General features: G+C 36.9%; 17 protein-coding genes, 2 pseudogenes and 1 riboswitch. Of the genes and pseudogenes, 12 read left to right on the top strand and 7 right to left on the bottom strand.

The genetic code is table 11. The features are described from left to right. Positions 1-82: 82 nt before the first annotated feature. The 3 genes and pseudogenes from V5290_RS17505 to V5290_RS01405 all read left to right on the top strand — a co-directional run. A pseudogene (locus V5290_RS17505) lies at positions 83-616 on the top strand (carbohydrate binding domain-containing protein); the annotation flags it as partial. A 231-nt stretch (positions 617-847) separates the two neighbouring features. Then, a pseudogene (locus V5290_RS17500) lies at positions 848-2,050 on the top strand (endonuclease); the annotation flags it as partial. A 672-nt stretch (positions 2,051-2,722) separates the two neighbouring features. Then, positions 2,723-3,781, top strand: coding sequence for a porin (locus V5290_RS01405; protein ID WP_333380971.1), 1,059 nt, complete (start codon positions 2,723-2,725; stop codon positions 3,779-3,781). Between the two features lie 179 nt (positions 3,782-3,960). Here V5290_RS01405 and V5290_RS01400 read toward each other — a convergent pair whose 3' ends face one another. Further along, the gene (locus V5290_RS01400) at positions 3,961-4,932 is read right to left on the bottom strand and encodes a polysaccharide lyase family 7 protein (protein ID WP_333380969.1); all 972 of its coding nucleotides are present in this window, start codon (positions 4,930-4,932) and stop codon (positions 3,961-3,963) included. 492 nt (positions 4,933-5,424) lie between these two features. On the opposite strand from V5290_RS01400, the gene V5290_RS01395 reads away from it, so the two are divergent. The 5 genes from V5290_RS01395 to V5290_RS01375 all read left to right on the top strand — a co-directional run bounded on the left by V5290_RS01395 (position 5,425) and on the right by V5290_RS01375 (position 10,766). Next, the gene (locus V5290_RS01395; protein ID WP_333380967.1) at positions 5,425-6,381 is read left to right on the top strand and encodes a TRAP transporter substrate-binding protein; all 957 of its coding nucleotides are present in this window, start codon (positions 5,425-5,427) and stop codon (positions 6,379-6,381) included. A gap of 67 nt (positions 6,382-6,448) precedes the next feature. Then, complete coding sequence (locus tag V5290_RS01390; RefSeq protein ID WP_333380965.1) at positions 6,449-6,925, top strand: TRAP transporter small permease; 477 nt, start codon at positions 6,449-6,451, stop codon at positions 6,923-6,925. Between the two features lie 20 nt (positions 6,926-6,945). After that, positions 6,946-8,253 carry a TRAP transporter large permease gene (locus V5290_RS01385; protein ID WP_333380962.1) on the top strand — a complete coding sequence of 436 codons (1,308 nt, stop codon included), beginning with the start codon at positions 6,946-6,948 and terminating at the stop codon, positions 8,251-8,253. A gap of 289 nt (positions 8,254-8,542) precedes the next feature. Further along, positions 8,543-10,207: a methyl-accepting chemotaxis protein gene (locus tag V5290_RS01380; protein WP_333380960.1), complete on the top strand. Its 1,665-nt coding sequence runs from the start codon at positions 8,543-8,545 to the stop codon at positions 10,205-10,207. 163 nt (positions 10,208-10,370) lie between these two features. Continuing rightward, the gene (locus V5290_RS01375; RefSeq protein ID WP_333380958.1) at positions 10,371-10,766 is read left to right on the top strand and encodes an ATP-binding protein; all 396 of its coding nucleotides are present in this window, start codon (positions 10,371-10,373) and stop codon (positions 10,764-10,766) included. A gap of 57 nt (positions 10,767-10,823) precedes the next feature. On the opposite strand, the gene V5290_RS01370 is transcribed toward V5290_RS01375, so the two are convergent. Beyond that, positions 10,824-12,203 carry an ATP-binding cassette domain-containing protein gene (locus tag V5290_RS01370; RefSeq protein ID WP_333380955.1) on the bottom strand — a complete coding sequence of 460 codons (1,380 nt, stop codon included), beginning with the start codon at positions 12,201-12,203 and terminating at the stop codon, positions 10,824-10,826. A gap of 270 nt (positions 12,204-12,473) precedes the next feature. Here V5290_RS01370 and V5290_RS01365 point away from each other — a divergent pair, with 270 nt between their 5' ends. The 3 genes from V5290_RS01365 to V5290_RS01355 all read left to right on the top strand — a co-directional run bounded on the left by V5290_RS01365 (position 12,474) and on the right by V5290_RS01355 (position 15,761). After that, complete coding sequence (locus tag V5290_RS01365) at positions 12,474-13,478, top strand: ABC transporter substrate-binding protein (protein WP_333380954.1); 1,005 nt, start codon at positions 12,474-12,476, stop codon at positions 13,476-13,478. 146 nt (positions 13,479-13,624) lie between these two features. After that, positions 13,625-14,515: a proline/glycine betaine ABC transporter permease gene (locus V5290_RS01360; protein ID WP_333380952.1), complete on the top strand. Its 891-nt coding sequence runs from the start codon at positions 13,625-13,627 to the stop codon at positions 14,513-14,515. 1 nt (position 14,516) lies between these two features. Continuing rightward, positions 14,517-15,761 carry a glycine betaine/L-proline ABC transporter ATP-binding protein gene (locus V5290_RS01355; RefSeq protein WP_333380950.1) on the top strand — a complete coding sequence of 415 codons (1,245 nt, stop codon included), beginning with the start codon at positions 14,517-14,519 and terminating at the stop codon, positions 15,759-15,761. A gap of 77 nt (positions 15,762-15,838) precedes the next feature. On the opposite strand, the gene V5290_RS01350 is transcribed toward V5290_RS01355, so the two are convergent. From V5290_RS01350 to V5290_RS01340, 3 genes are read right to left on the bottom strand one after another with little or no spacing between them, the layout of a single operon-like run. Then, positions 15,839-17,245 carry a TolC family protein gene (locus V5290_RS01350; protein ID WP_333380948.1) on the bottom strand — a complete coding sequence of 469 codons (1,407 nt, stop codon included), beginning with the start codon at positions 17,243-17,245 and terminating at the stop codon, positions 15,839-15,841. 2 nt (positions 17,246-17,247) lie between these two features. Beyond that, positions 17,248-19,188, bottom strand: a complete 1,941-nt coding sequence (locus V5290_RS01345; RefSeq protein WP_333380946.1) for a MacB family efflux pump subunit — start codon at positions 19,186-19,188, stop codon at positions 17,248-17,250. A 3-nt stretch (positions 19,189-19,191) separates the two neighbouring features. After that, positions 19,192-20,364, bottom strand: coding sequence for an efflux RND transporter periplasmic adaptor subunit (locus V5290_RS01340; RefSeq protein WP_333380945.1), 1,173 nt, complete (start codon positions 20,362-20,364; stop codon positions 19,192-19,194). 396 nt (positions 20,365-20,760) lie between these two features. Between V5290_RS01340 and V5290_RS01335 the strand changes: the two genes are divergently transcribed. Then, positions 20,761-21,639 carry a crotonase/enoyl-CoA hydratase family protein gene (locus V5290_RS01335; protein WP_333380943.1) on the top strand — a complete coding sequence of 293 codons (879 nt, stop codon included), beginning with the start codon at positions 20,761-20,763 and terminating at the stop codon, positions 21,637-21,639. A 15-nt stretch (positions 21,640-21,654) separates the two neighbouring features. On the opposite strand, the gene V5290_RS01330 is transcribed toward V5290_RS01335, so the two are convergent. Together V5290_RS01330 and V5290_RS01325 are read right to left on the bottom strand one after the other, a co-directional pair. Continuing rightward, the gene (locus tag V5290_RS01330; RefSeq protein ID WP_333380941.1) at positions 21,655-24,228 is read right to left on the bottom strand and encodes an ATP-binding protein; all 2,574 of its coding nucleotides are present in this window, start codon (positions 24,226-24,228) and stop codon (positions 21,655-21,657) included. A 32-nt stretch (positions 24,229-24,260) separates the two neighbouring features. Then, positions 24,261-25,310, bottom strand: coding sequence for an HD domain-containing phosphohydrolase (locus V5290_RS01325; protein ID WP_333380939.1), 1,050 nt, complete (start codon positions 25,308-25,310; stop codon positions 24,261-24,263). A gap of 400 nt (positions 25,311-25,710) precedes the next feature. Then, a riboswitch (guanidine-I (ykkC/yxkD leader) is annotated at positions 25,711-25,808 on the top strand. The last annotated feature ends 6 nt before the right edge of the window (positions 25,809-25,814 follow it).

The following is a 25,814-nucleotide window of genomic DNA, read 5'->3' as shown; positions in this document are numbered from 1 at the left end:
TGATCTCGGTGCTAATACAGTTTAAAACTGTGTTGGTACCGTAATTGCGTTTACTTTTAAATGGTATTTTAAGAGAGTTAAAATGGATAATAAATTAAAAACAGTATTGCTGTTATCAATGATGGCAGGGTTAGCTGCTTGTGAAAGTAGTGATGACAATTCAACAATTACTAGTAATGATTACATTACAGCAGTTCAAGAGAGCGAGTCGGTCGAAGAAGAAACTGCTACAGACACTGATGAAAGTGGTACAGATGATAGTGTAAATGAAGATAGCACTGCGACTAGCTTGCTGTTAAATGGTGACTTTGAAAGCTGGACAGATGGCGTACCTGATTATTGGACAACGATTGAAGAGGGTATTACTGTTGTACAAAGTGCCGACGTATTTAATACCGGTGAAAACTCAGCGGAAGTGACAGTGACAACTGCAACGCAAGGCGATACAGATTTTCGACAATCTTTTGATGTTGAAGCTGGCGTTACTTACACAGTAACCACTTGGATTTATCATACTGAAGGCATGGTCAGTGCACGTTTGTATGTGGATGGCTATCAAAACTATTCTGACGCAGATTTAGTTTATCAATGGCAAGAAATGACTTATAGCTACACTGCTGATGAAGATAAGAACATCGAAGTAGGCTTGCGTTTTTATGATCAAACTGGTTTTGATGAAGAAGAGATTGTTTATGTAGATAGTTTCTCGTTTATCACTGAAAGTGCAGACGAGACAACAGAAGAAGTTACTGACGAAACATCAACTGAGGAAGTCGTAGAAGAAACTACGGAAGAAACCACGACAGAAGAGTACATAAGTGACGATAGCGAGAGCACTTTACTACTTAACGGTGATTTTGAAAGTTGGACTGATGCAACACCTGATAATTGGACAACTATTGATACAGGTATCGTGGTTTCTCAGAATACAAGTACTTACTACGAAGGGACTTCTTCGGCACAAGTATCTGTTAATACGGGAACTCAAGGCAGTACTGATTTTCGTCAAAGTATTGATGTAGTGGCGGGCTCTACTTATACCTTTACTACTTGGATTTACCATACCGATGGTTTTGTAAAAGCAAGGTTGTTCCTTGGTGATTATGCCACTTATTCTGATAACGCAATTTTAAATGAATGGCAAGAGGTGACTGCTACTTATGAAGCTTCAGAGACTACAAGTATAGAAGTAGGAATGCGTTTTTACGACCAAACTGGGTTTACCGATTCTGAAATCGTTTATATTGATGGCCTGTCTGTAACGACTGATTCAAGCACTGATACTAGCGTTTATTATGCGAGTACAGAAGGTTTGTCAGGCCTTGAGCTAAAAACCGCGTTATATAACATCATTAAAGACCATACGACTAAAACATACAGTAATATTTGGGACTTTATGGGGACTAACTCATTAGATAGCTATTATGAAAATGATGGCACTATCTTAGATATGTATTCTGAAAATGTATCGACATCAGATAGCTATAACTATACGCCTATTACAGATCAGTGTGGGAATTATATTGGTGAAGGAAGCTGTTATAACCGTGAACACTCTTTTCCAAAAAGCTGGTTTGATGAAGATTACCCAATGTACACTGATATCCATCATATTTTTGCCACCGACGGTTACGTAAACGGTCAACGTAGTAGTTACCCATTCGGTATTGTTGGAACTACTTCTTATGTTTCTGACAACGGTAGTAAAGTGGGTTCAGCAAGCAGTGATTTAGGATATTCAGGCACAGTATTCGAACCTATTGATGAGTTTAAAGGCGACTTTGCACGTGCTTATTTTTACATGGCAACACGTTATGAAGATATCATTTCTACTTGGGAGGTTAATTCAGATAATGCTGCTGCAGTGTTAGATAGTAGTTCTGACTATGTGTATGAAGAATGGGTAATTACGCTGCTTAAACAGTGGAATGAAAGTGATCCTGTGAGCCAAAAAGAGCTTGATAGAAATGAAGCTGCTTATGAGTTTCAAGGTAACAGAAACCCATTTATTGACCACCCTGAGTACGTTAGTGAAATTTGGGCTGATTAATTAAAAAATAACATAATTGCAAGTTAATGTACTTCTCTTTAACTTTCTAAAGGCCTGTAATTTGTACAGGCCTTTTTATTCACCTTTTACTGCACTCATCTCCATAGATCCATTAAGTAACCTCTGCAGTTTTTAGGAGCTGTGCCATTTAACCTATTTACACATATCAGCCTATCTCAATAGAATAACTTATTTTATCACGCTTGAAATTTAATCAAGTGATTGATTATTAATCTTAAAAGTTAAGGTTTCATGAATATTAGTCATTATTAAGTCATTTATTTGGAAAGCTTTAAATATCAATTTATTATGCGAAAAGTATGCAATTTATATCTATTTTGTATGCATTTATTGTTACTTAATGGACTCTTTTAAGTCTATTAAGTGACCTCAAGCGTGTAGTATCAATCACATCAATAAGGGAGCTATTTTTCTGATTAAACGACTTATTTTCATGTGTTGTCGTTAAGGGAATAACCACAATGGGACAACCTTTTATTATTTCCTCTGACAGTTATGCCTTACCATTAACCTTCATAGGCATTCATTTACGGTGTAAGTTAAGTTCTTCGTTTAACCCAAATTTAGTTCAGCTGCTTGTTGTGCTTGGTATCAATTATTATAAAAAGAGATACACGTGGTATTTAAAACATTAAATTAAGGAACTTTTCAATGTTCAAAAAATCGATTCTTTGTATGTCGATAGCAACCGTATTAACTCATTCTGTTGCGCAAGCTGCCACTATTTACGAGAAAGAAAATGGCGATTACTTAAAGGTATATGGTGAAGTTGGTGTCGGTGGTCATTTCGGGGCTGATTATGAATATGGGGAATTTTATACGGACGAACAATCATACATTGATGATAGTTTTGCCACATTAGGATTAAAAGGTGAAACCGAAGGGATTTATTACCGTTTAGAGCTTGATTACCAACGTGAAAACTGGGAATACGGTTCGGGTGATATGGAGCTGGATGTAGATAAATTATTCTTAGGTTATAAGTTTTACAAACAGCATGCTATTGAGGTTGGTTTAACCGATACTGCATTAGATGATTACGATAAATATGGTGACTTTACATTTGATACGACAGTAGAAACTGGTGAAGCGGGTGACCAAGACAATACGATTAAATACGAAGGTGTGGCTGATGCGGTTAGAATGGGTATCTCTTATACCTATCAGGGCGAGAGCTCATCAGGTTCGGAGCAAGGTGATATCGTAAATGGTTATGTTGGTTACTTCAGTCATGTGGTCGATGTGGTAGTAGGCGCTGAGACTCGTCGTGGTTCTGATGGCCTGTCAAAATACGGCGAGCAAAATTTGTTTACTTTCGGTTTACGAGCGTATGTATTAGAAGACTTAGCGATTGGTGTAAATGGTTTTATTGAGAATGAAGATATCTCACAAAATAATACAACAGACGCTGATGGCGATACAGTTTACAACGATTATCACACGTTAAAAAATAAAGGTGGTTTAGTATCTGCACGCTTTAATGCAACAGATAAAATTGAACTGACAAGTTCAATTAACTATGAAGAATATGAAGCTTGGGATAGCAGCAGTGCTTACGGTGATGGAGTTGATTATTCTTGGGGTAAAGAACGTATCTGGGGAACCTTTGGTATTAACTTTAAACCTAGTCGACCAATTATTTTAGCAATAGAGCTAAATGTTGGTGAAGCAGCACAAGATGCCTATGCTTATGCACGCATTTATTTCTAATCTGTAAAAGTCGCAATAATTAAAGGCTCTCACACTAAGTTGGGAACCTTTAATTTTTAATCTCAAGGAGTTAATCGTATTCAACATTTAAATGGATAACGGAAGGAATAGAATAGTGAATATTGTGATATGGCAAAGCTCTAAGGTTAGCCCTGCCAATTAGTGAACAAAGTTCGCCATTAGTGCGTTACTTGTAGATCATAGAAGGTTGCTTGTACATAGTCTTTAGCATCGCCGGTCTTATTTTGATTATAAACACCAGCCTTAAAGTACATGTATTGCCCCCCCACATTATAGCGACTTTCAGACATATCTACATGTTTAGTTATATCAGCTTTACCTGGGCGCATTACTGTGACAGCTAAATCATGTCCAGTCACATTAATACGATAACTGAACTTTTCTCCTAACTTGATACCATCTACCGGTTCAGTTGGTGTTACATCTTGATTCCAGTAATTTGGTAACGAGTTTCCGATAATATCTACCCATTGCTCATCTGCTTCGCTATTTGGTTCATGTGCAAAGTAGATTGAACCTTTTTCGTGTTGTGGTAGTTTGCGGTAGTAAAGACGAATTGGCTCATCATCATTAGCATGAATTTGCCCGATAATCACTCGTCCTTGTTGCCAGTTAACACCCGTTGTTGTTACATGGTTAACCGCTAGTGTTGCTTCTAATGTACCATTCACGCCACCAGCATTTTTTAGATCCGCTGGTGGTGCTGTAGAAAATACCCAGTTATTACCACCCACGCCTTTAGTGCTATATGAAGTATTACCTCGGCGTATCATTTCACGTAATTCTGAGCGGGTATATTTAGTATTTTTAGAGGTTTTAGGGCCTTTAATCGGTGACTTAAAGACCATGCCGCCATCATCTGCTAAATAAAAATATTCTGGGTTTGAATAACCTGCAGCTAAAGCTTTCTCTTTGATTTGGTCTGATTTTCCATTGCCATCGGAATCAACGGGTACGCTAATTGTCCAGCCTAATAAGTCAAATTGGCTTGCAGGAGAGCCTGCTTTAGCGAGTAATGTTGTATCGCTTTCAACTGTACTGGCACAACCAAGTAATGCAAACGAACAAGCTATTGCGGCTACTTTACAGCTATTTTTTGTAACAGTATTTGAAGTTTTTTTAGTTAACATGTGAATGCCTATTTTAATAATTGATTGGATTCCAGTGTTAGAAGCCTTAATAATACGCTCGCTCCTGTTGATAGGAGGAATGCGTTGCAGATATTCTCCTTCAATTTAATATTATTGACTAATAACCTTCTAACCACACCTATATTGTCATACATATAGGTATAGTTTCGTTACTTACCTCTCTAAATAGATATTTTTTAAAAATACTCGACTATTTGTTTAATTTACATCTACACCACTATTTTAAGCTATTGAATATATAGTTTTAATTAAATTTCAGCGTGTTAGGTATCATTTTTGATTTTATTTATATTCTTATGTGGTTTGTGGTGACAAAGGTCTGATTTTTATATAAGAAAAAGTGAGCAGCGTCATAGGAATATATTTTCTTATTGTAATACTTAATGTTGTTTGTAATATCTGCATCGTTTGTCATTGATACATTAATGATGTTCACAAAATATTGCTACTTTAAATAAGGAAATGAAGACAATGAAAAAGATACTGCTACCTTTACTGACTACCTTACTTCTTTGCCCGAGTGTTTATGCAAAAACATTAAACTTGGGTCATGCGATGTCATTAGAAAGTGCTGCGCATAAAGGCATGGAGATTATGGCTGAGAAAGTAAAAGAGAAATCCGATGGTGAGTTAACTATTCGTATATTTCCCAATGCGCAACTAGGTTCAGAGCGTGACCAGGCTGAGCAAGTAGTAACTGGTGCAATTGATATGGCTAAAATTAATGGTGGTTTAGCAGAGTCTTTTGAACCAACGTTTAAAGTGAATGCATTACCTTTCTTATTCCGCGATGTACCACACATGAGAAAATTCATGAAAAGTGATGTTGCTGAGGAAATGCTTGTGTCAAGTAAAGGCAAAGGTTTTATCGGTTTGACTTTTTATGATTCAGGCACACGTAGTTTTTATGCCAAAAAAGCAATTAACTCTCCAGCTGATCTTGCGGGTATGAAAGTTCGTGTACCAGGTTCCCCAACTATGATTGAGATGGTTAACTTATTAGGTGGTAAAGCAACACCTGTTCCATTTACTGAAGTTTACACTGCGCTACAACAAGGTGTAATCGACGGTGCAGAAAACAATATTTCTAGTTTAGTAGAAATGAAACATAGTGAAGTTGCTAAATTTTACTCAATGGATCAACATTTGATGACACCTGATGTGATCATTATTTCTGAGAACGCTTTTAATTCTTTAACGCCAGAAGAGCAAAAAATCTTAAAAGAAGCAGCTGCAGAGTCACTTGAAGAGCAAATCAAAATTTGGGATGCAACTGATGAAATGAATAAAGAAAAAGGAATTAAAGCGGGAGTCACATTTGTTGAAGTAGACAAAGCCCCATTCCGCGCAGCAGTTAAGCCTATGATTGATGAAGCTAAGAAAGATCCTAAACTAGCTGGATTTATTGAAAAAATCGAAGCTCTTTAAATAAGTAACAGTAACACTATCATTTTGCTCTGGCTTTGCTAGAGCAAAATTTTTGAGGTATATGGACATGTTAACAACGTTAAGAAACCTGCTTGATAGACTCATTCTTGGTATTTCTTCCCTCGCATTAATGCTGCTGGTGGTCACGGTAACTTGGCAGGTATTCAGTCGTTATGTTTTAAACGACCCAAGTAATTGGACTGATGAATTATCTCGTTACATTATGGTGTGGCTTGGTTTATTAGGAGGGAGTTATTTATTTGGAGCAAAAGGGCACTTGGCTATTACATTGCTTGATAATTACCTCAAAGGCAAATCACATATAGCATTACAACTATTGATCAATGCAATTTGTTTTTCATTCGTATCTTTAGCTATGTTAAAAGGTGGTTTAGCTTTAATGGAAAGAACAACACAACAATTATCACCTGCGTTACAACTTCCTATGTCTACTGTTTATTCAATATTGCCCATTTCAGCAGTCATTATTCTCATTTATTTAGCTTTAAATACCCTGGATTTATTTAAAAACAGAGCAGTATAAAATTTAAAAGGATTTATATTATGGACTTGTCCATTGGTGTTTGGTTGTTATGCCTATTTTTATTCATGATTGCTATAAGCGTGCCGATTGCAGTGGCTATTGCAATGTCATCTTTAACCATCATGTATTTTATTTTACCCTTTGATGTGGCGAGTATTACTGCAGGTCAAAAAATTATTACAGGAATTGATAGCTTTAGCTTGTTAGCTATTCCATTCTTTATTTTAGCCGGCAACATAATGAATGTCGGAGGTATCGCCGGACGATTAATTAACTTAGCCAAGCTTATGGTTGGTTGGATCCCAGGTTCTTTATTACATGTAAATATTTTTGCGAATATGATGTTTGGGGCGGTTTCTGGATCTGCTGTAGCAGCAGCGGCAGCTGTGGGTAAAACATTAGGTCCTGAATTAGAGAAAGAAGGCTACGATAAAAATTTAGCAACAGCAGTAAATGTAGCCTCTTGTCCTGCTGGGTTATTGATTCCACCAAGTAATTCTTTAATTGTATTTTCAGTAGTATCTGGTGGAACCTCAGTTGCTGCATTATTTATTGCAGGTTATGTCCCAGGTATTTTGATGGGATTAAGCTGTATGGTTGTTGCTTATTTTATTGCCAAGAAAAAAGGCTATAAAACCAGTGCGAATGATGGTTTCACTGTAAAAGATGTGCTGCGCATTATTTGGCAAGCGATTCCCAGTTTAGGGCTTATCTTTGTTGTTATTGGTGGCATTATTGGTGGTGTTTTTACGGCCACGGAAGGGGCATGTATAGCGGTGCTTTATTCATTTGGCTTGTCACTTTGTTATCGGACATTGAAATGGTCTCACTTTTCTAAGATTTGTAATGAGACAACACAAATTACTGGCATTATGTTATTTCTGATTGGCGCTTCAACCATTATGTCATGGGCAATGGCCTTCACAGGCTTGCCAACTATGATCAGTGATTGGATGTTATCGATTTCTGATAACCCGATCATCATCTTTATCTTGATGAATATTATCTTACTGATTATTGGTATGTTTATGGATTTAACGCCTGCGGTATTAATCTTCACGCCTATCTTTATGCCGATTGCGACTACATTGGGTATGGATCCAATTCATTTTGCAATGATGATTATCTTTAATTTGTGTATTGGTATTGCAACGCCGCCAGTTGGCACTGCATTGTTTGTTGGTTGTAGTGTCAGCGGCACTAAAATAGAAAATGTAATAAGAAGCATCATGCCATTTTGTGCGGTGTTGATTGTCACCTTATTATTAATTACCTTTATTCCAGAAATTAGTTTATTCCTACCGAGATTCTTTGGTTTAATTAACTAAATAGATCCAGATTATCATCTCTATTTAAAGCCAACTTTAAGAGTTGGCTTTTTTATTGCTTGTTCCTTATCAACGAAAGATTAATGACGCTTTATTGCCGGTATTTATCGCTCATTGCACTTTTTTAACCCAAGAGACTAATTAGTCACATTGATAGATCACAGTTTTCTGACTTTTTATAAAAAGTTCTTCACTAAAATGAGACGTATATGGAATTTGCCAATATACTCACTAAAACTAACTATCTTTAGGTATTTATTGGCCCTTCATAAAAGGGAATGGAATCTATATGAATAAACTGACTATGCTTCAAAAATTACTATCATTAACCTTAATTCCGTTAATTGGTATACTAGCTTTATTATCGTTCATTTCTTTTTCTTTAGAAAAGGAAGGGTTAGAGGATAATATTGCTGAATTTCGCAGTGCGTTAATCAAAGAGAGAGAGCAACAGCTTAGAGAAATTACGGAAGTGGCATCAAATGTAGTGTCATATCAGCTATCGTTGCCTAATCAAGGAGATGTCAAAGCGGCTTTACGGGACGTTCGTTTTGGTACTGCTGGTTACTTTTATATTTACGATACTAAAGGGACCAATATCTTTCATGCAATTAAACCAGAGTTAGAAGGTAAAAACCTCATTGATTTAACTGACACTAAAGGTAATAAGTTGATTGTTGGTTTATTGAATGCGGCGCAAAAAGGTAATGGAGTTTATTCATTCTATTTTCAAAAACCAGGTTCACCGAAGCAATTTGAAAAATTAGGCTTTGCTGCGATGGTACCCAACACTAATTGGATGATAGGTACAGGTGCTTATATTGATGATATTGAAACAGTTATTGATGCATACAGCGCAACTGCTACGGCTACATTAAAAGATAAGTTATGGCTTACCTTATACATTTCTATTGCATTAATCATACTGACGATTGTCATCGTTGTCTTTGTTGCATCTAGAATGGTTAAACCAATCAAAGGGATGGCTGATAATCTAAATGATATTGCACAGGGTGAAGGCGACTTAACTTTACGTCTTGAAATTAATGGGCAAGATGAAATTGCTCAATTAGGACGGTCTTTCAACTTATTTGTAGATAAATTACGTAATACGATTAGTGATATCAATACAGCTACAATAGGTATTAACCAAGCTGGTCGTGATATGAATTCGCAGAGTACTGAAATTGCATCTCAGCTACAGCACCATAACAATGAAACCGATCAAGTTGTTTCGGCGATTACAGAGATGTCTTCAACGGCAAATGAGGTGGCGAGTAATACCAATCAAGTTGCAGAAGCGACGCAAGCAGTAACATTAGACGTGATGAATGCGCAAGAATGCGTTGAAACGTCATTATCAGAGGTGACGGCATTAGTAGAAGAAATAAATGGTGCAGCAACCAGTGTTAGTGCGTTAAGTGATCAGTCACAGAAGATCAATCAAGTATTAAGTGTAATTGGAGCAATTGCAGAACAAACCAACTTATTAGCATTGAACGCAGCCATTGAAGCGGCTCGTGCAGGTGAGCAAGGGCGAGGCTTTGCGGTTGTTGCAGATGAAGTTCGCAGTTTGGCAAGTCGTACTCAGCAAAGCACATTAGAGATCAATGAAATGCTTGATGAGTTACATCGATTAGTGAAAGTATCAGTTAATGCTATGTCTTTAAGTCAAGAGCGCAGCACTCGTACTGTCGATTCATCTCGTACTATTTCTGAAAGTCTAGTATCAGTGACTAACTCTATTACTTCTATCAACGATATGAGTACACAAATTGCAACAGCTACCACTGAGCAAAGCTCGGTGACGGAAGAGATTAATCGTAATGTTTATGAAATCCAAAATATTGTTAATAGTTTAACGTCAAGCAGTGTTGAAGCCGAAAAAATTGCTAGTGATGTATTGTCGGAAGGTGGGAAATTAGAAAAGCTAGTCGGTCAGTTTAAAATATAAATTGATTAAATTATCACCGTCTATTCAGTGATCTAATAGAAAAGTAACAGATTAGGTCACTTGTTTATTCCCACCGCTCTTATTAAGATGCACTGGCTGTGTCAACCGTAGCACATAATCAGCACATGTTTTATTACTCATACTCCTACTAATAAGCGCCTTAATGTCACAACTTACACTTACTTTAATTAGAGGTTTACCTGGAAGCGGCAAAAGCACGTTAGCTAAGCAACTTATGCAGCAATCACAAAATAATACTCTTCATATAGAAGCTGATATGTACTTTATTGATCAGCATGGAGTGTATTTATTTCAACCTGAAAAATTATCAGAGGCACATGATTGGTGCCAACAACAATGTTATAAAGCGTTAAAAGCGAAGCAAAATGTCATTGTTGCAAATACTTTTGTTAAGCATTGGGAAATGAGTTTTTATGAGAATTTAGCGAAGCGCTTTAATGTAAATTTGAAAGTAATTAATTGTAAAGGCCAATTTGCTAATATTCACGATGTACCGTTATCAGTGATTCGTAAAATGCGTAAGAATTGGCAGGCTTAAACAAGTCAATTTGATTAGCCTTATCATGCATTATGAGTCACACTTTAAAAATGCTTTTTATAATGTAATATGTTGTTCAAAAATGGATAAAAATTCATCTTTACGATGGCTAACTAAAAGCATCGTACTGTGTTTTTGTGTTGCTAAGTGCTCTAAAAAATTGAGTACGCGATGACGATTTAATTCATCTAAACCTTGTGTTGGCTCATCTAAAATGAGTAAGTAAGGGGATTTGACTAACGCTCTTGCAATCAGTGCTAATCGTTGTTCTCCATAACTTAAACTTTGAAATTGGGTTTTTTGTTTATCTTGCATCCCGATTTTAGCTAACCATTGTTCAGCGAGTTTGATATGTGCTGCACTTGGCTGTTGATATACACCAATAGAGTCATAAAAACCCGATAAAATAACACTGAGTAGATCGCTGTTAATACGATATTGTCTATGCAGTTCCGAACTGACAATACCCATATTTTCCTTCACTTGCCAAATGGTTTCTCCTGAACCGCGTTGATAACCTAATACATGAATATCATTGCTATAGCATTGAGCACAATCACCGGTAATCAATTGCATCAAAGTAGACTTACCACTACCGTTGGGTCCTGTAATTAAAGTGTGTTGAAGTGGTTTAATTGCCACATCAAGATCTTCAAAAACATTTACCCCATTATAATGTACTTTGCCTTTATTCAATTTAACTAAGTATGGATGTTTGAAATCAGCTAACTGACATTGATTTTCAGGCCATTCAGTATGGTCTGGTGTTGGTGCTAATAAGGCATCAAGTTGTTGTTGAGTCTGTTGGTCATGAAGTTCGCCTATTTCAGTTAAATATCCTCGCTCTATAAAGGCGATATGGTTACACCACGCAGGGATATCCTGACGGTTATTGAGCATCAGTAGGACATTTACCCCACTTTGACTAAGTTTGTGTAATGCTTGTGATAGTGCTTCACAGGATGCTGTATCTAAGCTATCAAAAGGATTGTCACAAACTAATAATTCAATACCGCTGAAAATTGCTTGTAACATTAATAATTTTCTACTTTCACCTGTACTTAATTTTAAATAACCGGTATCCATTCGATGTGCTAAGCCAAATTCAACAATCAACGGATCATGCCATCTTCCTTCAGGCAAAAAATCACGTGCTTTGGTTGGGGCTTGTTCAGAGTCCACAAAATCAGGTGCTTCAATGTCTAATGCCTTTTCATAAGTCGCTTGTTGTTCTTCAAAGGAGATGATGCCAATTTTATTAGCTTCTGGCATGGCTAATGTATCTACTTTTTCTGCTTCTAAAGTGCCTTGAAGTAGTTGATTAAGATATTGTTTACCCGATCCATTTCTACCTAATACACACCAGTTTTGATTAGGGGCTATTTGCCACTGTTTAATATTTAACTTTGCATGAACCAAATTTTTAATGTTTAACATAAATAATGCCGAATAAGTGTGTTGGAAAGGTAAAAATTATTGTGCCACAAACAGCGCTCATGAGTAAGAGATGAAGGTCGCTTTTCTAGCCACATTTAGGCACGATTAAATAAAAGTTATTGAAAAATAATGCTTTATTTTTCATTCGTTTGGAGGGATATCGCCACACTTCCGGAAGCTAGCCTTCATATCAACACCATTTTAGTGTATGATACAAGTGATTTTTGTAAACAAATCGTTTTAAATTCATTCGTTAATAAGGATATTAATATGCGTAAAATCATCTCCTCTTCTATCTTACTTGCTTGTGCTTCGTTCACACTGCCGGCCGCTGCAAGTGAATGTGGCAAAGTCACTATTGCGGATATGAATTGGGCTTCTGCGACTGTGGTTGCTAACGTTGACCGTTTCATTCTTGAACATGGTTTCGATTGTGATGCTGAGCTGGTACCTGGCGATACTATGCCAACCGGCGCAGCTATGATTGAAAAAGGTCAACCTGATATTGCTCCTGAATTTTGGAGTAACTCAATGCGTGACGCACTAGATAAAGGTGTTGCGGAAGGTCGTATCCGTTATGCGGGTACAACGTTAACTGATGGCGGTGAAGAAGGTTTTTGGGTACCTGCTTATATGGTTGAGAAAGATCCATCTTTAGCGACTATTGAAGGCATTAAAGCTAATGCTAAACTATTTAAACACCCTGAAGATCCTGACAAATCAGGATTTATGGGATGTCCTTCTGGCTGGAATTGCCAAATTTCTACTAGCCAATTATTTACTGCTCTTGATTTAGAATCAGTCGGGTTTGAATTATTAGATCCAGGTTCAGGCGCTGGCTTGTCTGGTGCGATTGCTAAAGCTTACGAGCGTGAAGAAGCTTGGTTTGGTTACTACTGGGCACCAACAGCTGTTTTAGGTAAATATAAAATGGTTAAAGTTGACTTTGGAAGTGGTATCGATAAAGAAGAGTTCATTACCTGCACAACACAAATCGATTGTTTAACACCTAAAGTTACTATGTATCCACCATCTGCAGTTGAATCAGTGGTAACTGAAGAGTTTGCACAAAGAGCACCTGAAATTGTTAAATACTTAGAAGGTCGTGAATACACTAATGAACAAATGAATGGTTTATTAGCTTGGATAGAAGATGAGCAAGCAGATGGCGATTACATCGTTGAGCACTTCTTAACTGATTATGAATCAACTTGGACAACTTGGGTTGATGCACCAACAGCTGCAAAAATTAAAAAAGCATTAGCTGAGCTATAACCCATCATTATTAAGCCTAGGGATTCTAGGCTTTTATCATTCTAGGTAAGTAAATAACCTTTATTTTCTTAAGATGTTAGATAACCTCTATGGTTGGCTAGATATTTACCTAGGTTGGTTAACATTTTTCAGGAGAGAAAAATAACATGTCAGACAAGTCATGGATTTCAGAAATCCCACAACTTGATCGTAAAGAATTAAGAGACTTCAAAAAACTACTCGATGGTTCATTTCGAGACTTTTCACGAGAATACGGTGATGCAATTCAATCTTTCTTCGACCCATTATTAGCAACCCTCATTTGGTTTGAAAAATTATTATTATCGACTCCTTGGTGGCTTGTTATTGCTGCTGTCGCTGCTTTTGCATATGCCGCGAGTCGTTCGTTTAAATTAACTGTTTCAGTCGTCATTGCCTTTTTGGTGATTGGTTACTTTGGAATGTGGGAAGATACGATGCGTACCATGAGTATGATTATTGTGTCGACCTTGTTAGCAATTGTAATAGGCATGCCAATAGGTATTGCAATGGCTCGCTCTAATCGTATTCAGTCAATTGTGACACCTGTATTAGATGTGATGCAAACCATGCCGGCATTCGTTTACTTGATTCCGGTTGTAATGCTGCTTGGCATCGGTAAAGTGCCTGGTGTTATCGCTGTTATTATCTATGCTATTCCTCCTGTTATTCGCCTAACAAACTTGGGGATACGTTTGGTTGATAAAGAGGTATTAGAAGCTGCTACAGCTTACGGAGCAAGCCCAATGCAGCGATTATTTGGTGTGCAAATACCATTAGCCATGCCTAATATCATGGCGGGAATCAATCAGACAATTATGATGGCATTAGCCATGGTTGTAATTGCTTCTATGATTGGTGTTAAAGGATTAGGGCAACCTGTATTACAAGCAATTAGTAATCAATATTTCACTCAAGGTTTATTAAATGGTCTAGCCATTGTTGCGTTAGCCATCATCTTTGATCGAATCTCTCAAAGTTATGCTAAACGAACACTACAGAATTTTGGAGACCAATAAGATGAGTACAGCAGATCAAAAAAAACCGCTAATTAGCATTAAGAATTTATATAAGATTTTTGGTAAGAATGATAAGAAGGTTTTACAGGAAGTTAAAGCAGGAAAGTCTAAAGAGACTATTTTGGCAGAAACTGGCCATACAGTTGGTTTAGCTGATATTAATTTAGATATTTATCCTGGTGAAATATTTGTGATCATGGGACTTTCTGGCTCAGGTAAATCGACATTGATTCGTCATTTTAATCGTCTTATCGACCCAACAGCAGGAGAGATTATTGTTGCTGGTGAAGATGTGATGAAACTCAATGATAAAGAGCTACAAAATTTCCGCCGCAACAAAATGTCTATGGTATTTCAGCGTTTTGGTTTAATGCCACATCGTACTGTTATCCAAAATATTGCCTATGGCTTACAAGTTCAGGGGGTACCTAAAAAAGATCGTGAAGCACGCGGTAATGAATGGTTAAAAACAGTAGGTTTAGATGGTTATGCTAATCAATATCCTGGTCAACTTTCTGGTGGACAACAACAACGCGTTGGTTTAGCGCGTGCATTGTGTACAGATGCTGAAATTTTACTAATGGATGAGGCATTTTCTGCGTTAGATCCGCTGATTCGAAGTGAAATGCAGGATCAATTAATAGAGCTACAAGAAAAGCTACATAAAACCATTGTATTTATTACTCATGATTTAGATGAGGCTTTACGTATCGGTGATAAAATAGCGATTCTACGAGATGGTTTATTAATACAGCAGGGTGCTCCTGTGGATATCTTATTAAACCCTGCTGATGATTATGTTGAAGCTTTTGTTAAAGATGTAAATCGTGCTCGAGCATTAACTGTTGAAACAGTAATGCAACCTCAGATCTGTCGTATTTCTAGTGAAAATATCGGTGAAGCGGTTATGCAGATGCGTAAATCAAAACATGACTATGGTTATGTTGTTAGTGATGACGGTTATCAAGGAGTTATCACTCAGAAAACCTTAGAAGGTGTTCAACAGAGTGATTACGATAATGAAATCACAGATTCACTCTTAGAAGATGTACCTTCAGTGCAAAGTGATGCGTTACTAGAGTCTGTTATTCCCGACATGTTGGATAATGAACATCCATTAGCTGTAGTTAATAATGATGGTGAAGTGGAAGGGCATATTTCGAGAAGTACTTTATCAGATATATTAAGTGACCAACCTGCAGAGGAAGTGTCTGAAGAGGAAGCTAAGCCGCTAGAAAAAGCTTAATTTCTTAATCCTCTATGCTAAAAAGCCTCCATCATGAAACTCATGATGGAGGCTTTTTTACTGCCGTTTAATACCAATTACTCTTCCGGAATGATCACCTCAGGGGCAATATCTGAACCACCTAATGCTTGATATAAGGTCGCTTGTATATTGAATTGATTGTAACGGTTTTCTAAAATATCTTGCTCAGTATCACGTAAAGTATCTTGCGCGTCTAACCAGTCTTGAATATCAATGGCCCCATAGCGATATTGACTGGCATAAATACGCTCAGCAGCTGCCGCTGCGTTATATTGCTCTTGTAATCTTGCGCCTTGGTATTGATATTGTTGCCTTGCCGAAATGGCATTATCGACTTCGCTGAATGCACTATATAAAGTATCTCTATAGGTAACAATCGCCGATTCCACATCGATTTGTGATAACTTCTTGTTTAGTTCCATCTCATTCCATTGCAAGAAAGGCAGCATTAAATTAGCACCTAAGGTGCCAATTGGATTTGATAGTAGGTTTTTAAGTTCCTCAGATGAAGAGCCTAATGAGCCGGATAAGGTTAAACTCGGCAGATAACCTGCAAAAGTGGCATCTTTAGTCGCATAGGCTGACTTTAAATTATATAGCGCTGATTTTACATCAGGGCGGCGAATTAATAGGTCCGCTGGCACACCAGCAGCAATCATGGGAATAGTGCCTTCAGGTAATTTATCAATAGTGATTGGTATTTTCATCGGTGGTTGATTAAATAAAATGGCTAATGCATTTTGAGTCTCCACAAGAGTTTGTTGTAACTCGCTGTATGAAACTTGCTGCTCAGCCAGACTTCGTTGCGACTCAAAAATATCTAGTTGAGTGACTGCACCTGCTCTGTATTGACTTTCAATGACTGCTAAACTTTTCTTTGCAGACTTTATATTCTCTTGGCTTAATGCAATACTTTGTTTAAGGTAACCAATTTGCCAATATAAAGAAGCGGTTGTCGCAGCTAAACTTTGTGCAGTGCTTTCTCTATCTTCTTCACTGGCAGAGCTAATCCATTTAGCCGCATCAACCTCAGACTTGACGCGTCCCCATAAATCTAATTCATAGCTGATTGATAAATCTGTGCTAAATGAATTGCTAGTATCTTCGTCATTGTTTGAAGAAGTTTGTGTGCTTACATCAGTGCTTGAACTTATTTGGAATGAGCTTTCCGCTTCAGTTAAACCTGCTTTTAAGCGTGCGCTGCGTAAGGTTAAAGTGGCTAAAGCTAAGTCATTGTTGCTTGCTAATACTTGCTCAATTAACGAATTAAGTTCTAGATCATTGAAGCGCTGCCACCATGGATCAAGTTGTACTTGTTCATCGATAGTTAAGCTTTGCCAGTTTTTGGGAATATTAATTTCAGGTTGATAATCTTCAGTTTTTTGTGTTGAACTACAGCTACTTACTAGTAATATTGTACATAGCGTGTAAATAAAACGTAACAGGAAAGGTGCTTTAATCATAATTATTCTCTCGCTAATGCATCAACAGGATCAAGTTGTGCGGCATTTCGTGCTGGTAAAAACCCGAAAAGGACACCGATTAAGGTGGAACAAATAAAGGCTGTGATGATCGAACCCATTGAATAAATCATTTGGAAGCTACTACCAGCTGATGCGAATATAAAGCCAATTAAGTAGGCAAGCCCAATACCAATAGCACCACCCAAAAAGCATACCAGTACTGCTTCAATAAGGAATTGCCTTAAAATATCACTTTGCCTTGCTCCTACGGCCATTCTTACACCAATTTCTCGAGTGCGCTCTGTGACAGAAACTAACATGATATTCATTACACCAATACCACCGACAATTAATGAAATAACGGCAATAGCTGAAATTAATAGGGTCATGGTTTGTGTGGTTTTTTCGATACTCTGACGAATCGAATCGGTGTTAACAGTAAAGAAGTCTTGGCTACCGTGACGCATTTTTAACAGAGAAGTTATTCCTTGTTCAGCAGCACTACTTGATGCAGATTCATTAACCCTAACCGTGATGCTATCAAGGTAATTTTGATTGATCATACGACTGGCCACTGTGCTATATGGAATCCATACATTTAAGGCATCACTGTTTCGGAAGGTACTGGTTTTAGGTTTAGTGACACCAATAATACGTACCGGTAACTCACCAAGGAAAATCACCTCTCCAATCGCTGACTTATCTAAGAACAGTGCTTTACGAGTATTATCATCAATAACCGCATCTTGCGATAAACTTGCTACATTAGTTTCATCCCAGAACTGTCCTTCAGCAATCTCATAACCTTTAACACGGAAATAATCAGATCCCACTCCATTAAAACTGGCCGATACACCCTGGTTTGCATAGCGGATCGTACCTGAACTACTGATCGAGGGAGTAACGCTGTCTACGTAGGTTAAGTTTTTGAGCGCGTTACTATCTAACGAAGTTAGAGTACGTACTAAATCTGAGCGTCGGTCACCAAATCCAGAACCAGGACGAACGTCAATGGTATTGGTGCCCATCTCACTGATATTTTTTAATACTGCCTGCTGTGAGCCTTCACCTAATGCCACCACAGACACAACTGAGGCGATACCAATAATGATGCCAAGCATGGTTAAAAAGGTACGTAAACGATGTGATGACATGGCTAATAAAGCCATTTTAAAGGCTTCAACATAACGACCAATGCTATTATTTTTTTTACTGTCAGCATCAAGTTGAGGCAGGGTATTGGTTGTTTTTATTTGCTCTTTTTGTGCATCTTTGATGATCACACCATCTTTGATCTCGATAATGCGATCAGCAAAGTTAGCGACATCCATATCATGTGTAACTAAGATAATGGTATGTCCATCATGATGCAGTTCTTGTAATAACTTCATCATCTCATCGCCACTTTGGCTATCTAAAGCACCAGTTGGCTCATCGGCAAGAATAACATCACCACCATTCATCAAAGCACGGGCAACACTAACACGTTGTTGCTGACCACCACTTAATTCACCGGGTTTATGGTCAAGTCTATCTGCTAATCCTAAACGAGTTAAAAGCGCACGTGCACGACTGTCTCGTTCACTTTTGTCTTTTCCTGCATAAATAGCTGGAATTTCTGCGTTTTCAATGGCGTTTAGGTCACCTAATAAGTGGTAACGCTGAAAGATAAAACCAAAATGCTCTCGACGCAGTTGAGCTAACTGGTCTGCATTCATTTCTGAGGTATCTTGTCCATTGATAAAGTAACTACCTTGGCTAGGTTTATCTAAACAACCTAATATATTCATTAAGGTTGATTTACCTGAACCTGATGCACCAACAATCGCGACCATTTCACCACGTTCAATGGACAAATTAACATCATTTAATACAGTTAGTTTTTGATCTCCCGCGGCGAATGAGCGGAACACGCCTGAGATCGCTAATAGAGGATTACCCATTATTTAAAACCCCATTGGTGAACGCGGTTTACGAGTACGTGAAGGGGAGTTAGCTGCCGCAGAGCCGACCACTATTTGCTCGCCTTCTGCTAAACCATCGGTCACTTCTGTATAAATTTTATTGCTGATACCTACTTGCACATCTTTATAAGTCACTTGGTCATTCTCAAGTACAGGTACTTGGTAACGTACTGGACGACCTGGTCGTTTTTGCAATACTTGAGAAGGTACTAAAAGCACATTGTCCGCTTTATTTAATACAATTGATACCTGTGCTGTCATGCCAATACGTAAAACACCATCTGGATTGGCTACTTCAAACAAACCATTATAATAAATAGCATCTGAATCGCTGGATTCCATATCACTATCATCACCATCCATTGATGTCGGGCCTGGTTCAATAGCTCGTAATGTCGCTTCATAACGTTTGTTAGGCTGCCCTAAAATAGTGAAATAGACGGCTTGACCAGGGCGTGTATTGATCACATCGGCTTCTGAGATTTGTGCTTGTACTGTCATTCGACTCAAGTCTGCTAATTCGACTAATGTTGGCGTTGTTTGGCTGGCGTTTACTGTTTGACCCACTTCAACTGAATGATAGACAACCACACCTTCCATCGGGGCTTTGATTACCGTGTAGCCTAGGTCTAACTCGGCGCTTGCAATGCTGAGTTTATCTTGTACTTGTTCTGCTTTTAATTGATCAAGTTCTGCTTTATAGACGGCTAGATCAGCTTCCGCTGTTTCATAATCTTCTTTCGAGCTGGCATGATCTTTAAACATAGCCTTTTGACGATTAAAAGCCTTTTGCGCTTGATTGATTTGTGCTTGTTTCGCCTTATATTCTGCGTTAGTAATGGCAAGTGATGCCTTAGCTGTTTCTAAATCATTTTTTTGCGTCAAATTATCAATCTCTGCGATTAAATCACCCTTATTAACATGCTCTCCAAGTGAGGCGGGTAAACTGATAACTTGCCCCGAGACCTGAGAACCCACACTAACTAATTTAGAAGCTTGTAGCATGCCAATCGCGAGCACACTGCTTTCAATATTTCCCCGTTGTACAGTTTGGGTTGCATAGCCTTGAACAGGCTCTTCATTATGAAGAAAATAAAATGCACCTGCGCTTAATAAAATAACTGCAATAACGATAATGAGTAACATTTTTTTCATGGGTTAAAGATATCCATAATATATGAAAAGTATCTATAAAAAGACTTTAAAAAGCGTGTAATTTGACGCTATGAACCTAGTACGCGATAAAGCTCATAATTAAAACGATTTAATATATTTTTTATCGTTTATAAAATAAACAGTTAACACCACTTTAGAATAAAAATTAAAGGGCTTACTAATATGATACTCATTTTAAAGTTAAGGAATGGTTAAGATTATTATTCACTGTCATTTTTTTATTTTTTTATTTATAAGTTGTTGATATATAATAAATAATATCAGTTTAAGTGGATTTTAAATTGGTACACTTTAAGTACGTTTATCAATTCAGATAAATGTGCGACTTAAGCGATCTCTTAAGTCGATTTAAATTACTTAAAGGAAATATACATAATGAATAACTTAGCACGTATTACAAACCTAGAAGCAACAAACGAAACAACTTCAATAAAGCATAAGTATTCACAATTCACACTACATTATGATGAGAAGTATAAGGCTGCCTGGTATTATATGCATGCAACTCCCCGACCATGTTTTAGTAGTCAGCTATTAGATGAGCTAAATGAATTTGCAGATAATATTAAAGAAGAAATGAGACTGAGTAATCAAAGTAAATATGATTATTTAATATTAGCATCAAGTGTTGAGAATACTTTTAATTTAGGAGGTGATCTTGCTGTTTTTCTTGAGTTAATTAAGGCTCGTAATGATAAGGAATTATTAAATTATGCGGTGAAATGTATCAATGTTCTTTACCATAATATAACTCACCTTGATTCAGAATTAACTACAATAGGATTAGTCCAAGGTGATGCTTTAGGAGGCGGGTTTGAAGGGGCTCTTGCCAGCAATGTTTTAATTGCAGAAAAAGGGACCAAACTTGGTTTACCAGAAGTGTTGTTTAACTTATTCCCTGGCATGGGAGCTTATTCATTATTAAGCAGAAAAGTAGGAGCGACTAAAGCTGAAGAAATAATTTTAAGTGGTCAATTATACTCTGCAGAAGAGTTATATGAGATGGGAGTTATTGATATCTTAGCTGAAAAAGGTGAAGGGGAAATGGAAGTCTATCGCTATATTAAATCAGCTAGTAGGAAAGCGAATAGCTACGAAGCTATTCGTAAAGTTAAAGATATATGCAACCCTATATCATATCAGGAGTTATATGATATCACTAAAGTATGGGTTGATGCCGCATTAAAATTGTCTGAAAAAGACTTACGTATGATGGAGAAATTAGTAATCCGTCAAACTGCAAATCAAGCTTAATTCAGTGATTTTATATTAAGAGTTTTCTGTAGAAGCTCGACTGACAATATCATTTAACGTCTCTATAGTTTTATGATAGGTGAATTCTATTTCCTTAACTAATAGAGTCAATTTTTCGCTATTAATATCATTAGGTTTATAGGATTCTCCTTTTGCACACATTTCAGATAATCTGTTGGCGCCTAATTCAGCAGATGCTCCTTTAAGTGCATGTAAGGATTCGCGTAATTGTAGGTAATCACTGACACTAGCTGTTTTAAGGTGTTGTATATGTTTATTGCCGTCTTCGGAAAAAGCATTTATGAGATGTTTCATAAATTGATGATCATCATCTAAAGCAAATAATTCATTGAGTGTATCAACATTGTACCATTGGCTTTCAACCTGTTTTTTAGGGAGAGTATTAATGGAAGTGGAAACACTTTTTACTTTGCCTGTTTTAAGTTCAACCACTGAAGATGTTATTGGTATTTTCGGTTGTATAGATTGAGATAAAACGGCTATTTTCTCTAACAGATCATGGGAATCGACTGGTTTTGTTAAAAACTCTTTCACCCCTAAACTATGCGCTAATCTTCTTGCCTCTGTTGTTGCATCTGCAGTTAACATGATCACAGGTAATTGATTAGTAGTGTCTATAAATTGCAATGCTTTGATAGCTTCATCACCAGAGCAGTTAGGCATGTTTTTATCAACAATGAATAGATCTATTTCATTAAGCCTATTAGTAATAACCTCTAAGGCTTGCTCTCCATCATCAACCAGAATAACGGTATGTCCTGCTCGCTTTAATATACCCGCAATGACTTGTTGGTTAACTTTATTATCTTCTGCAACCAAAATAGTTAATGGCTTAGCATCTTCTTGAGCGGCATAAAATTCATTAAAAGAGACAATATTAGTATGTTGATACGCTTTCTTTTGCATGCAAAAATGTAAAGCATTAAACAGTTTTCTGTGATCATGTAAATTTACTATGGTTCTTGTCACTCTGTTTTTAATTGCACCTGATGCTAAGAGTTGCGCAGGAGGATTCAATAGAAGAATAGAAGCGTTAGTCGTATCTGTTTCAGCTTTTATGCTATCTAAAAATTGCTCTAATGATATGGAGGCAGGCAAACTCAAACTATCAATAATAATATTTTTATAAGGTCTTTTTCGAGCCACTCCTTGTGACAATCGTATCAGAGTTTGATCGGCCGACTGAGCAGAGGTCGCTTTAATATTCCAGGTATCGAAGAATGGTTGTATCGCCTGTTGCGTTTCAGGTTTTGCTAAAATTAATAAATTATTACTATTTATTTTCTTTAAAGGGTTCGCTATGAAATTAAAAGGAAGTTCAAACCAGAAGGTCGAGCCTTGACCTAGTTCACTGCTTACACCAATTTCACCTCCCATTAATTCAACTAGCTCTTTTGAAATAGTGGTTCCCAAACCAGAACCACCAATATGACGGTCATTTGTTTCCCCGACTTGTGTAAAGTCATTAAAGACACTCTCTAATGCATTTTTTTCTATTCCTATCCCGGTATCGATGACCTCAAACCTCAGTGTCGTTGATTGTTCAGATCTAGCAACTGTATCAATTTTTAACGAGATAGAGCCTTGATCGGTAAACTTAATGGCATTTCCTATTAAATTTACCAGCACTTGACGGAGATATTGCTGGTCTCCTTTTAATAGGTAGGGGATATTGCTTGCGATGGAAGTGTTGAGCTCTAGTGATTTTGCTTTTGCAATTAACTTTTGTGTGGCCATCACAGAGTGAATGACAGAATGCAGGTCAAAATCACTTTTAGTAATGGTTATTTTACCTGCCTCAATTTTAGATATATCGAGAACTTTCTCTATCAAACCGAGTAATATCTTTGCTGAGCTTTGCATGGTGTTAACTAAGTTGCGTTGCTCATTTTCTAGTTTAGTTTCTCTTAATAAATCACCGATGCCTAATACTCCATTTAAAGGCGTTCTTAATTCATGTGACATATTCGCTAAAAACCGACTTTTTGCTTGATTTGCTTTTTCGGCCATATCAATTGCATTATAAAGCTTGTTGATTAAGAAGATTGAATAGAGAGGAATGAGTGTAATAACTATTAGTAAACTAATCGCTATATGTATATTTTCTTGCCAATATTCCCCAAATAATATGGAGAATGAAAATCCTGCAGTACCAACAAACATAGAGAGGTACAGATAGTTCAAACCAAATCTGAATCCGTTACCTAAAATAACCCATAAATAAAATACAAATAAATAGACTGCATGATCTTCGGCTGTTTCCATTAAAAGAGAAAGCGAGATTAAATCAAGAAAAATTCCGGTTACACGCCTTAGTACACTTTTCTTAGGATTACGTATTATAGCCGTAACAATTAATACGGCCAATAATGTAGCGATAATAATGACTATATTAAACTGAGAAGTTAAAATAAGTTTTTGTTGACTTTTTGTTTCCCATGGTAAGCAAAAAGTAATAAACAAACCAATGCCTATAAATACTCTTACTAGCGCTTGTTCTATTTCTGGATCATTATTTTTACGTAAGTATCTTCTTACTGCCTTGACTCTTTTACAAAAAAAATTCATTAATATTTATGGCCTATTTTAATCATGTTTTACTAGGAGTCTGGATACTGTTTTTGGATTTGTAATATAACAGGCAACCGTGTGTTAAAGGCTTCTATACATTGAGGATCAAAATGTGTACCAGATCCACTATTGATAAAATCAATAGCATCTTGGATAGGCCATGCCTTCTTATATGGTCTTACTGATATGAGTGCATCAAATACATCCGCGACAGAAACAATACGTGCAATAAGTGGGATATCTTTGCCAGCTAGTTTGTTAGGGTAGCCTGTACCATCGAATCGTTCATGATGATTAAGCGCAACAATAGCGCCCATTTGCATATATTTCGACTCACTACCTGATAAAATCTCGAAGCCAATAGTCGCATGGGTTTGCATTATGACCCATTCATCAGCTTCAAATTTCCCCGGTTTGAGTAAAATTTTGTCTGGAATACCTATTTTACCAATATCGTGCATCTGCGCGGCATGCTCTAAGTCACTGCACTCTGTTTCTGTTAAGCCCATTTCACAGGCTATTTCTTTTGAGTATTTAGCCATTCTGATTACATGGTTACCAGTCTCTTCATCTCTATATTCACCGGCTTTAGCTAGCTTTAAAATGGTTTCTTTTTCTCGTTGTAAAATTTGTTTTGTTGCGAGCTCAACTTGTTCTGCTAACCAATCTGCTCTGTTTTGTATAATGACGTGCTGTTGATGAAGTTTAAGTAGATTTCTACAAGTAGTACGGCATTCTATTTGATCAATAGGGCGAGTTAAAAATGCCGTAACACCGGCATCTAATGCTTCATAGCGAATGGCTTTTTCACTGACTACGGTAATCATCATGATTGGAACATGTTCACCATGATTTAATTTTCGTACTTCTTGAATAAACTCAATACCATTTAAACCAGGCATTCTATAATCAGTCACAATGAGATCGGCTGGATTTTTGCTCAACCATTGTAAGGCATCATGAGGGTCAGCAAAATCAATGACCTTAATGTCATTTGCGATTTGTAAAATAACCTTTTGTAAAATCATTCTGCCTGTTGATTGGTCATCAACAATAACCACATGTCTTTGTTTATTCAAAATGCGCTTCCATCTCAGTATCGATATGAATGAATTGATATCTTTAGAGGTATATATTAACTAATAGTTGCTATTATTTATACTCGCATCTAATAGATAAACCCATTAATCGCATATGTTTATAATATTTTATTTATAATTGATGAATATAATCATTATCATTAGTTTCTCTATTCTACTTTTTATTTTTATAAATACCTAATCACTCAATTTTGTTTATTGCTGGTGCACTAAATGATTACTATTGGTGCACTCTTATTTTAATTTTATTTTAAAAAATATTTAAGTTGTTGAAAATAAATTAATTTAATTTTTGGCACAGTGATTGCTGTTATTAGATTGTTAAAATACTCGTATGAGAGATATTGGCTGCAGTCGAAGTGTTGCCAATTACAATATAAAAATAGACATCTAGGGTTCCGACTGTTCGCAGTGACTGGTCCGAGAGTTGTCGACCTTTTTTCTAAGGTTACACGGAGGGATAAAAGCCCGGGAGATGACAAA

Origin of the sequence: Psychromonas arctica, assembly GCF_036697365.1 — a bacterium.
GTDB classification, from domain to species: Bacteria; Pseudomonadota; Gammaproteobacteria; order Enterobacterales; family Psychromonadaceae; genus Psychromonas; species Psychromonas arctica_A.
The sequence above is the reverse complement of the archived record's forward strand: the minus strand, read 5'-3'. Positions and strand labels throughout refer to the sequence as shown.